8 protein-coding genes are annotated in these 9,780 nt (G+C 71.3%); 6 read left to right on the top strand and 2 right to left on the bottom strand.

Going from position 1 to position 9,780, the window contains the following annotated elements; all coding sequences use genetic code 11:
• Positions 1–73: 73 nt before the first annotated feature.
• Both ACFT2C_RS28380 and ACFT2C_RS28375 read right to left on the bottom strand, forming a co-directional pair.
• Positions 74–991: a MurR/RpiR family transcriptional regulator gene (locus ACFT2C_RS28380; protein ID WP_377210454.1), complete on the bottom strand. Its 918-nt coding sequence runs from the start codon at positions 989–991 to the stop codon at positions 74–76.
• Between the two features lie 111 nt (positions 992–1,102).
• Complete coding sequence (locus ACFT2C_RS28375) at positions 1,103–2,233, bottom strand: N-acetylglucosamine kinase (protein WP_377210453.1); 1,131 nt, start codon at positions 2,231–2,233, stop codon at positions 1,103–1,105.
• 178 nt (positions 2,234–2,411) lie between these two features.
• Between ACFT2C_RS28375 and ACFT2C_RS28370 the strand changes: the two genes are divergently transcribed.
• The 6 genes from ACFT2C_RS28370 to murQ all read left to right on the top strand — a co-directional run bounded on the left by ACFT2C_RS28370 (position 2,412) and on the right by murQ (position 9,722).
• Positions 2,412–3,485: a biotin/lipoate A/B protein ligase family protein gene (locus tag ACFT2C_RS28370; RefSeq protein WP_377210452.1), complete on the top strand. Its 1,074-nt coding sequence runs from the start codon at positions 2,412–2,414 to the stop codon at positions 3,483–3,485.
• A gap of 202 nt (positions 3,486–3,687) precedes the next feature.
• Positions 3,688–4,980, top strand: coding sequence for a sugar ABC transporter substrate-binding protein (locus ACFT2C_RS28365; protein WP_377210451.1), 1,293 nt, complete (start codon positions 3,688–3,690; stop codon positions 4,978–4,980).
• Between the two features lie 11 nt (positions 4,981–4,991).
• Positions 4,992–5,933, top strand: coding sequence for a carbohydrate ABC transporter permease (locus ACFT2C_RS28360; RefSeq protein WP_377210450.1), 942 nt, complete (start codon positions 4,992–4,994; stop codon positions 5,931–5,933).
• Positions 5,930–6,760 carry a carbohydrate ABC transporter permease gene (locus ACFT2C_RS28355; protein ID WP_377210449.1) on the top strand — a complete coding sequence of 277 codons (831 nt, stop codon included), beginning with the start codon at positions 5,930–5,932 and terminating at the stop codon, positions 6,758–6,760. The genes ACFT2C_RS28360 and ACFT2C_RS28355 overlap by 4 nt, the downstream gene beginning before the upstream one ends.
• A complete protein-coding gene (locus ACFT2C_RS28350; protein WP_377210448.1) occupies positions 6,757–8,607 on the top strand; it encodes a glycoside hydrolase family 3 N-terminal domain-containing protein in 1,851 nt (616 codons plus the stop codon). Before ACFT2C_RS28355 ends, ACFT2C_RS28350 begins: the two co-directional genes overlap by 4 nt.
• Before the next feature lie 155 nt (positions 8,608–8,762).
• Positions 8,763–9,722, top strand: a complete 960-nt coding sequence (gene murQ, locus ACFT2C_RS28345) for an N-acetylmuramic acid 6-phosphate etherase (RefSeq protein ID WP_377210447.1) — start codon at positions 8,763–8,765, stop codon at positions 9,720–9,722.
• Positions 9,723–9,780: the final 58 nt, after the last annotated feature.

Below are 9,780 nucleotides of genomic sequence, written 5' to 3'. Positions count from 1 at the left end.
GCGCCTGTCCGAGTCCCCCTGGTGTCGCCAGAGAGACTCGGACAGGCGCTCTACTTCGCGGACTTCGCTCAGGTCAGACTGCTGGGGCGGCCGGGGTCGCCGGGCGGTCCAGCTTGGTGCCACCGAAGTCGAGCCGCTGGTCGCGCACGGCCTCGAACGTCGCCTTGATGGCGACCGACGAGCGGTCGTAGGTGCGCTGGGCGACCCGGACGAACAGGTAGTCCACGACCGTGAGCTGCGCGATGCGGCTGGACATGGCCCCGACCCGGAACTGGGTCTCGCGGGCGGTGGTGGCCAGGACGACGTCGGACACGAGGCCGATCGGGGCGTCCGGGAAGTTCGTGATGGCCGCCGTGAGGGCGCCGCGCTTGCGCGCGATCTCGAGGGCCTGGTTGGTCTCGCGCGTCTGGCCCGAGTGCGAGACGGCGATCGCGACGTTGCCCGGCTCGAGCAGCGCCGACGAGGCGAGCTGCTGGTGCGGGTCGGGGGAGGTGAACACGAAGACGCCGATGCGCTGCAGCTTCATCGCGAGGTCGGCGGCGGCGAGGTTCGACGAGCCGACGCCGTAGACGTCGACCCGCTTGGCCTCGGAGATGGCCGTGGCCACTCGCTCGATCGCGTCGGTGTCGATCATGCGGGCGGTCTCTTCGATGGTGCGGGCCTCGTGGAACGCGATCTTCGAGACGACGGCTTCGATGTCGTCGGTCTGGTTGATCTCGCCCTCTGCGATCCCGGACCGCTCCATCTCCACCTCGCGCCGGCTGGTCGCCTGCGCCAGGTCGATCCGGAACTCGGGGTAGCCCGCGTAGCCGACGGCGCGGCAGAACCGCACCACGGTGGCCTGTGACGTGTCCGCGTGACCGGCGAGCTCGGTGATGGTCGACTGGACGACGGTGTTCGGGTCGTCGAGGACCGTCTGCGCCACTCTTGCCTCTGCCGGCCGCAGCGTCGGCAGTGCGCGCCTGAGTCGGACGAGAACGTCACCTGTCATGTCGCATCTCCCGGGATGGGGTGGTGGGGCTGGGGGTCGTGAACATACACCCGTACCGGGGATTCGGGCACAACGGGGCAGTGAAGGTGTTGGTCAGCGAACTGCCGTCGGTCACTGAAGCTCGTCACCGGGCAGCTCGGTCGCCGACAGCTCGGCCGTCAGGGTGTCCGCGGCCCCTACGTCCTCGGCGGACTCGCGCAGCGTGTGGTGGCCGTCCACGCGGACGGTGAGCCACGGCCGGAAGCCGCCCACCGACTGCGGTGTGTCGCGCAGGCGCTGGGCCAGGGTGAGCGCGCCGTCGAGCGGCGACCCACCGCTCGGCACGAGCGAGACGTCGGGCCGGTCCTCCGAGAGGTGCTTGGTGAGCGACACCGTGAGCGGCGACTCCTCCTGCACCAGGCGGCCGGTCGTGGAGGCGAGCGGCGGGATGCCCTTGCCCAGCGCGCTCGACAGCGTGTCGGCGAGGTGCCGGCCCGCTTCCTCGAGGATGCGGATCGACGTCGGGTCGCCCTCGGCCGCGGCGATGATGACGTCCTGGGCCATCGAGGCGAGCTGCTTGGCGCGCTCGGCGTTCTTGTAGAACTGGTTGGGCCAGCTCTCGATGAGGCCGAACCTGGCGACGGCCGCCTTCAGCAGGCGCTCCGAGGCGCCGCGGGTCGCGCCGTCGTGGAAGCGGCCTGCGGCGCGCAGCGCCTCGCCGCCTACCCAGACACCGGCACCCAGGTCACCGAGCAGGTGTCCCCAGCCGTCCGCGCGGCGCCAGCGGTTCACGCCGTCGAATCCGAACGCGACCGCGCCGGTACCCACCGAGAGAACGGCACCCGCGCGTCCGCGCAGGGCGCCGATGTGTGCGGTGAGCGCGTCGCCCGCGACGGCCGTGCGGTTGGTCCGCAGCTCGCGGGCCAGGATGTCGTGCACTTCTGTCGGCTTCTCGACGAGCGAGGTCAGGCCGGTGATGCCGACCGCGGCGGAGGCGACGGGCGCGGTGCTGCCGTCGCTCATCCCGTCGTGGCCCATGCGGGCGGCCCACGCGTTGAAGGACTGGCACAGGGAGGCGACGACCGCAGCAGCGTCGCTGCCGTGGTGGTTCACCCGGACGGCGCGGCCGTTCAGGCTGATGCGCTCGGGGCGCGTAGAACTACCGAATTCGGCGACGAGGCGCGAGCCGCTGCCACCTACGTCGAGAGCGACGACCCAGGCGTCGACCGCCATCTCATCAATACCCTGTGCGAGTTCGGACACCCGGTCATTCTGACATGAAACCAGGGCAAGGTTGTCTAAAGAAAAGAGGAAATTCTGGTCTGTTCTGCTGTGCCTTCTCGCCAAATACCCATGTGCCCGACGTCAGGACCGCCCCTTCCGTACCTAAGGCGAGGCCCCGACGTCGGACACCGCAGGCACCGTCGCCTACTGTGAACACGTGCGAGGAGAGTACAAGGTTCCACTCGGAAAACTGGTTCGTGTCGAGACCGACGTCGTCGGGGCGGGGGAGCCCCCGGGCGGGTCTCCCGGGAAGCTGGCGGGCACGCGGGTGAGCGGGGACTTCTTCCTCGAACCCGACGAGGCACTGGAGGCGATGGGCAAGGCCCTCGACGGCATGCCGGCCGATGCTTCCAAGGCCCAGCTCGCCGAGGCGGTGCGCGGCGCCCTGGACGGCGCCACCGCCGTCGGGTTCGACGCCGACGCCGTGGCGGTCGCCACCCGTCGCGCGCTCGGCCACGCGACCGGCTGGGACGACCACGAGTTCCAGGTCATCCGGACCCCCGCCGTATCGCCCCTGCTCAACGTCGCGCTGGACCAGGTCCTGACCGAGGAGCTCGGTGCCGGACGGCGCGGGCCGACGCTCCGCTTCTGGGAGTGGGACGAGTCGGCGGTGATCATCGGGTCGTTCCAGTCCCTGCGCAACGAGGTCGACGCCGACGGCGCCGCGCGGCACGGGGCTCGCGTGATCCGGCGGATCTCCGGGGGTGGCGCGATGTTCATGGAGCCGGGCAACACCATCTCGTACTCCCTGTACGTGCCGGGCTCGCTCGTGGACGGGCTGAGCTTCGAGCGCTCCTATGCGTTCCTCGACGACTGGGTGGTCGGCGCCCTGCACGGGCTCGGCATCGACGCCACGTACGTGCCGCTCAACGACATCGCCTCGCCCGCGGGCAAGATCGCCGGGGCCGCCCAGAAGCGGCTCGCTGGGGGCGCCGTCCTGCACCACGCGACGATGGCCTACGACATGGACGCCGACAAGATGACCGACGTGCTGCGGATCGGGCGCGAGAAGCTCAGCGACAAGGGCACGCGCAGCGCCAACAAGCGCGTCGACCCGCTTCGCTCCCAGACCGGGCTGACCCGGGCCGCGGTGATGGACGCGCTGGAGGCGGCCTTCCGCACCCGGTACCGCACGGTGACCGGGGAGATCACGCCCCGGGAGTGGGAGCTGGCCGGCGAGCTGGTCGAGTCGAAGTTCGGCACGGAGAAATGGACGGCGCGGGTGCCGTAGCGAGGCCGGCCGCCGAGGTGCCGCGTGTCCTGCGCCGGGTGAAAGAGGGCGATGCCATGATGGGCAATCACGGTTTGGTAACACCCCTAGCAGATAGTTCATCCCGTCAGTAATCTCCACGCAATGCCGCGTATTGGGAAGTTCATTTCTCAGAAATATCACCTGGCTACTCTCGCGGCACCGAGCGAAAGGAAGCCGAACGATGACCCGAGCGATGCGGCGGCCCCTGGTGGCAGCCATCGGCGCAGTGCTTCTCGCGACTACGACGGCGGCGTGCGCCGGCGGTAGCGGCGGCGAGCCCGAGGGTGACGGCACCCTCAGCGTCTGGATCATGCAGGGCACCAACCCGGACGCCGAGGACTTCTTCGCCGACGTCACGACGGCGTTCGAGGAGGAGACCGGGGCGACGCTCGACGTCGAGTTCGTGGAGTGGGCCGACGCCCACGACCGGTTCGTCACCTCCATCGCCGGCGGCACCACCCCGGACGTCGCGGAGACCGGCACCACCTGGACCCCCGAGTTCGCCGACGCCGGCGCGCTCGCCCCGCTCGACGAGTACGTGGACAGCGCGGGCGTCGGGGACGACCTGGTCGAGGGCCTCGTCGACGCCGGGACCTACGACGGGCAGCTTTACGGCATGCCCTGGTACGCCGGCGTGCGCTCGCTGGTCTACAACACCGAGATGTTCGAGAAGGCCGGCGTCGAGCCGCCCACCACGTGGGCCGAGCTGGAGGACGCCGCGGCGGCGCTCAAGGAGGAGTACCCCGACAAGATCGCCGTCGCCGTCCCGGGCGACGCCGAGTTCACCGTCTACCCGTGGGTGTGGGGAGCGGGCGGCGAGGTCGCCACGCTCGACGGCGACACCTGGACCTCGGGCCTGGACAGCCCCGAGTCGCAGGAGGGCATCGAGTTCTGGACCGGGCTGGCGACCGAGGGCGGCTACTCGTCGGAAGGCGCCACCACCTGGCGCGAGACCGACGTGCTCGACGCCTTCGCCGCGGGCGACGTCGGCATGGCGGTCATGGGCTCCTGGACGCCGGGCGCGATCGTCGATGCCAACAAGGACATGGAGGGCAAGTTCGCGGCCGTGCCGATCCCGGGCAAGGACGGCGGCATCGCCCCCTCGGTCCTGGGTGGCTCGCACCTCAGCATGTTCGAGACCGCCGAGGACAAGGAGCTGGCCTGGAAGTTCATCGAGATGATGACCACCGGCGAGTTCGCGCAGCAGTGGGGCGAGCAGTCCGGGTACTTCCCGGGCCAGGTCTCCCTCCTGGACGAGACGCTGAAGAGCACCGACCCGCTCGTGGCGCCGTTCGCCGAGCAGTTCGTCGACGGCGGCGCGTCCGTGCCGGCCGCGCCCACCTACGGCGCGGTGCAGGCCAAGCTGACCACGAGCACGATGATGCAGTCGATCCTCTCCGGGGACGCGAACGTCGGAGAAGCGAGCAAGGCGGCAGCCGAGGAGATGACCAGCATCCTGAACGGGTCTGAGTGACTCAGCAACTGATGGGGCAAGCGACTCGGCCGCCGGCCGAGAAGCTCCCGCGGCTCAGCCGGGCCAGGGCCGCCACCGTGCGGCCCTGGCTGCTGCTCGCCCCGGCGCTGATCGTGCTCGCGGTGCTGCTGCTGTGGCCGCTGGTGCGGGTGTTCCTCTTCTCCCTGCAGGACTACGGCCTGCGGGAGATCACCACCGGCGAGCCGAACTGGATCGGCGTCGCGAACTACGCCGAGATCCTGACGTCGCCGGAGCTGTGGACGGTCGTGCTGCCCAACACGATCGGGTTCGCCGTGCTGTCCGTGGCGGGCACCGTCGCGTTCGGCACCGGCGTCGCCGTCCTGCTCGCGTCGCTCGGGACGTTCTGGCGCACCGTCACCTCCAGCGCGATCATGGCCGCCTGGGCGATGCCCGCCGTCACCGGCACGTACGTGTGGGTGTGGATCTTCGACGCCGACCGCGGGGTCTTCAACGACGTCCTGATGGGCCTCGGGCTGCTGGAGGACCCGACCAACTGGTTCACCAACCGGTGGACGTTCTACGCGATAGTCCTGCTCAACGTGATCCACCACGGCTTCCCGTTCGTCGCGGTCACCGTGCTCGCCGGGCTGCTCGGCGTGCCCAAGGAGATGCTGGAGGCCGCCGAGATGGACGGCGCCGGGTCGTTCCGCCGCTTCTTCTCGATCATCGTGCCCCAGCTCCGGCAGGTGTTCGCCGTCGTGATCATCCTGTCGACCATCTGGGACTTCAAGGTGTTCGCGCAGGTGTACCTCATGCCCGGCGGCGCCGGGTCGAACCGGTCGGTGCTCAACCTCGGGGTGTGGTCGTACGTCGAGTCGTTCGGGCAGAACAGGTACGGTTTCGGCTCGGCGATCGCCGTCCTGCTGACCCTGCTCCTGCTCGTGGTCACCGCGGTCTACGTCCGCACCGTGCTCGCGGAGGAGGAACGATGAGCTCACGGCGCTCGCCGCTGCGGCAGCTCGGCAAGGGTGTGCTCGTCGCCCTGCTGCTCGTGTTCACGCTGTTCCCCGTCTACTGGATGCTGAACAGCTCGCTGGACGCGCAGGCCGGGCACACCAGCAGCTTCTGGCCCGCCGAGCCGACGCTCGAGCACTACGTGTTCGTGCTGACGGAGGGCGGGTTCGGCACGTTCCTGCGCAACTCGCTGCTCGTGGCGCTCGCCACGGTCCTCGTCTCGTCGGCCCTCGCCCTGCTGGCGTCCGTTGCGGTGGTCCGCTTCCGGTTCCGGATGCGCACCCAGATCCTCATGATGGTGCTGATCGTCCAGATGGTGCCGCTGGAGGCGCTCGTCATCCCGCTGTTCGTCCAGGTCCGCGACCTGCAGCTGCTGGAGACCCTGACGGGCCTCGTCGTCGTGTACGTGGCGCTCGCCCTGCCGTTCGGGATCTGGATGCTGCGCGGGTTCGTCGCGGCGGTCCCGATCGAGCTGGAGGAGGCCGCCTACCTCGACGGCGCGAGCTGGGGGCGCATGTTCTGGTCGGTCCTGCTGCCGCTGCTGGCGCCGGGCCTGGTCGCCACCAGCATCTTCAGCTTCATCACTGCGTGGAACGAGTTCATCTTCGCCATGACGATGCTCGGCGGCGCCACCGAGAGCTACACCGTGGCGATCGGGCTGCGCTCGTTCTTCGGCGTCCACTCCAACGACTGGGGCGCCATCATGGCGGCGTCCACGATCATCACGGTGCCCGTGATGATCTTCTTCGTCCTGGTCCAGCGCCGCCTCGCCTCCGGTCTGACCGCGGGGGCCGTGAAGGCATGACGGCCGAGCCCGCCGGTCCTACCCGCCCGGACTCCCGCACCGAGCGCGCGATCAACGGGGTGCTTCTGCCGGGCTTCGAGGGCACCCTCGTGCCCGCCTGGCTGGCCGACGCCGCCCGGGCCGGCCTGGCCGGCGTCGTCTACTTCGCACGGAACACGCCGGACGTCGCCACCACCGCCGAGCTGTCCGCGGCCCTGCACGCGATCTCGCCCGACCTGGTCATCGCCGTCGACGAGGAGGGCGGCGACGTGTCGCGGCTGGAGGCCGTCCACGGCTCGTCCCTGCCCGGGGCCGCCGCGCTCGGCGCCTACCCCGGCGGGGGCAACGTCTCGCTCGACGCCGGCCGGGCCCTCGGCCGGCTGCTCGCCGCGACTGGCGTCGACCTGCTGCTCGGCCCGGTGCTCGACGTCGTCTCCGAGCCCGACAACCCCGTGATCGGCGTGCGGGCCTTCGGCACCACGCCCGACGACGTCACCCGGCACGGCATCGCGTTCGCCCGCGGCGTGCGCAGCGCCGGCGTCGGGGTGTGCGGCAAGCACTTCCCCGGGCACGGCGCCACCACCGTGGACTCCCACATCGGCCTGCCCGTCGTGGACGAGCCGCTCGACGTCGTGCGGGCGCGCGACCTCGCCCCGTTCGCCCGGGCCCTGAGCCCGGAGGGCGCTGACACGCGCGGCCAGTCCAGGCTCGACGCCGTCATGACCGCCCATGTCGTCTATCCCGCGATCGGCCCCGCGCCCGCGTCCATCGAGCCGGCCGCCACGCGGCTGCTGCGCGAGCTCGGCCACGACGGCCCGATCATCACCGACGCCCTCGACATGGGCGCCCTGCGCCAGCTCACCGGCTCGGTCGGGGAGGCCGCCGTCCGCGCCGTCGAGGCGGGCGCCGACCTGCTCTGCCTCGGGCTCGACCCCGCCCTGTACCCGGAGGCGCGCGACGCCCTGAGCCGGGCCGTGGCCTCCGGCCGCCTCACCGTCGAGCGGCTCGAGGAGTCCGTCGCGCGCACGCGGGCGCTCGCGGCCGCGGTCCGCGACCGCCGGGCTGCCGCCGGGACCGCCACTGGCGTCGGCGCCGCGTGGGACGCGCTCGCGGAGCTGTCCGAGGTCGGGGCGAGCATCGCGGACGCCGTCGTACGGGTGCGGGGCGCGCTGGTGCCGCTCGCGGCCGACGCCGAGCCCGACGTCGTCGACCTGCGCACCCGGCTGGACCACGCCGCCGGCCGCAAGGCGCGGCACGTCCAGGCCGCCGTCGCGGCGGCGTGGCCCGGGGCGCGGCTGCACCCCGAGGGCGACGGCGAGTCCGGGGACGCGTATCCCGACGTCGGCGGGTCCGGAGAGGTCGCCTCCGGGGAGGTCGCCTCCGGAGGAGCCGCGTCCGCGGAAGCCGCGGCCGGAGAATGTGCGCCGGGACAGGTTGGCTCCGGGAGCGAAATGCCTGGTAGCGGCGCTGCCGAGCCGAAACCCGTGCAACTCGGTCTAGACGAACGTGGACTTGCGGTGCTTATTGCCCGAATCACCCGGTACGGTGTATCGGCGGATCTCGACAGAATCGGTACCGAACGTGGCGCAGAATTTCCTGAGGGGGCATCCCGCGTCGCGTCCCGCACCGAACCGCTTGTCGTGATCACCCGTGAGCCCGTCCCGGGTTCGGCTGAACGCGCCCGGCTGGAACAGCTCTGGGCCGTGCGGCCGGACCTCGTCGTGGTCCACACGGGCCTTCCCGGGCCGGTCGAGGACTGGTTCGGGACGCTGAGTGGTGGTGGCCCGGCAGTCGTGGTGGCGTGCGGGACCGGACGTGCGAACGCGGCGGCCGCCGTCGCGCGCCTCCGCGGACCCGCGGGCGGGTAGGACAGCGAAGAGCAGCGCAGCAGCGAGCAGTGATGAGCAACCATGAGCGACAAGCAGTACACGTCGGAACGGCAGCGCAGGTTCCAGCGTCAGCACAGAGAACGGCAGTACACAGACCACGAGCACAGAGCAAACGATGAGAAAGGGGCTCGCCGATGATCGCCGAGGCGGGATTCGAACGGCACGCACAGTCGGCGCCGCGCCCGGTCTCACCGACCGAGGAACGCAACCCGCGCACCCGTGACATCGACGTGGTGTCCACGGCGGAGATGGTGCGCATGATCACCGACGAGGACGCCGCCGTCGTCGCCGCGGTACGCGCGGCGCACCCGCGCATCGTCGAGGCGATCGACCTGGCCGTGGACGGCATCCGGGCCGGGGGACGGGTGCACTACGTGGGCTCGGGCACGTCGGGACGCTTGGGCCTGCTCGACGCCGCGGAGCTACTGCCCACGTACGGCGTGGGCGAGGAGATGTTCGTGCCGCACCTGGCGGGCGGGCTGAGCGCCTTCAAGAAGGCGGCGGAGGGCGCGGAGGACGACGTCGAGGCGGGGGCCGCGCTCGTGTCCGACGTGGGGCCGGCCGACATCGTGTTCGGGATCGCCGCCAGCGGCGGCACCCCGTACGTCGGGGGAGCGCTCGACATGGGCCGCTCCCGCGGGGCGCGGACCGTGCTGCTCGCGTCGAACCCGTTCGCCTCCCTGGCGCCGAAGGCCGACGTCGCGATCCTGGTGAACACCGGGCCCGAGGCGATCACCGGTTCCACGCGCATGAAGGCGGGCACCGCCCAGAAGCTGGTGCTCAACACCTTCTCGACGGCGGTCATGGTGCGGCTCGGGAAGACCTACTCCAACCTCATGGTCGAGGTGATCGCTTCCAACGTGAAGCTGCGCCAGCGCCTGGTGCGGCTGCTCACGCAGGCCACGGACCTGGAGCAGGGCGTGTGCGAGAACGCGCTGGCGGCGGCCGACGGCGACCTGCGGGCCGCCCTCGTGATGCTCGTCGCGGGCGTGGACCGGCCGGCGGCGACGCGTGCCCTGGCGACCGAGCCGGGCCGGCTCGCCGCCCCGTCGGTCCGCGAGGCCCTGGCAACGCTGGGCATCAACCCGGCGTGACGCGAGGGGTCCGCGAAGTAGAGCGTGTGTCCGAGTCCCCCCGGGGTGTGTCGGGGGG

Origin of the sequence: Promicromonospora sp. NPDC057138 (assembly GCF_042670845.1) — a bacterium.
Taxonomy (GTDB): Bacteria; Actinomycetota; Actinomycetes; order Actinomycetales; family Cellulomonadaceae; genus Promicromonospora.
This window is presented reverse-complemented; position numbering and strand designations above follow the sequence as displayed.

Coding starts and splice junctions, on each gene's coding strand:
- ACFT2C_RS28380 (WP_377210454.1), bottom strand. CDS start 991: ATGACAGGTGACGTTCTCGTCCGACTCAGGCGCGCACTGCCGACGCTG.
- ACFT2C_RS28365 (WP_377210451.1), top strand. CDS start 3,688: ATGACCCGAGCGATGCGGCGGCCCCTGGTGGCAGCCATCGGCGCAGTG.
- ACFT2C_RS28360 (WP_377210450.1), top strand. CDS start 4,992: ATGGGGCAAGCGACTCGGCCGCCGGCCGAGAAGCTCCCGCGGCTCAGC.
- ACFT2C_RS28355 (WP_377210449.1), top strand. CDS start 5,930: ATGAGCTCACGGCGCTCGCCGCTGCGGCAGCTCGGCAAGGGTGTGCTC.
- ACFT2C_RS28350 (WP_377210448.1), top strand. CDS start 6,757: ATGACGGCCGAGCCCGCCGGTCCTACCCGCCCGGACTCCCGCACCGAG.
- murQ (WP_377210447.1), top strand. CDS start 8,763: ATGATCGCCGAGGCGGGATTCGAACGGCACGCACAGTCGGCGCCGCGC.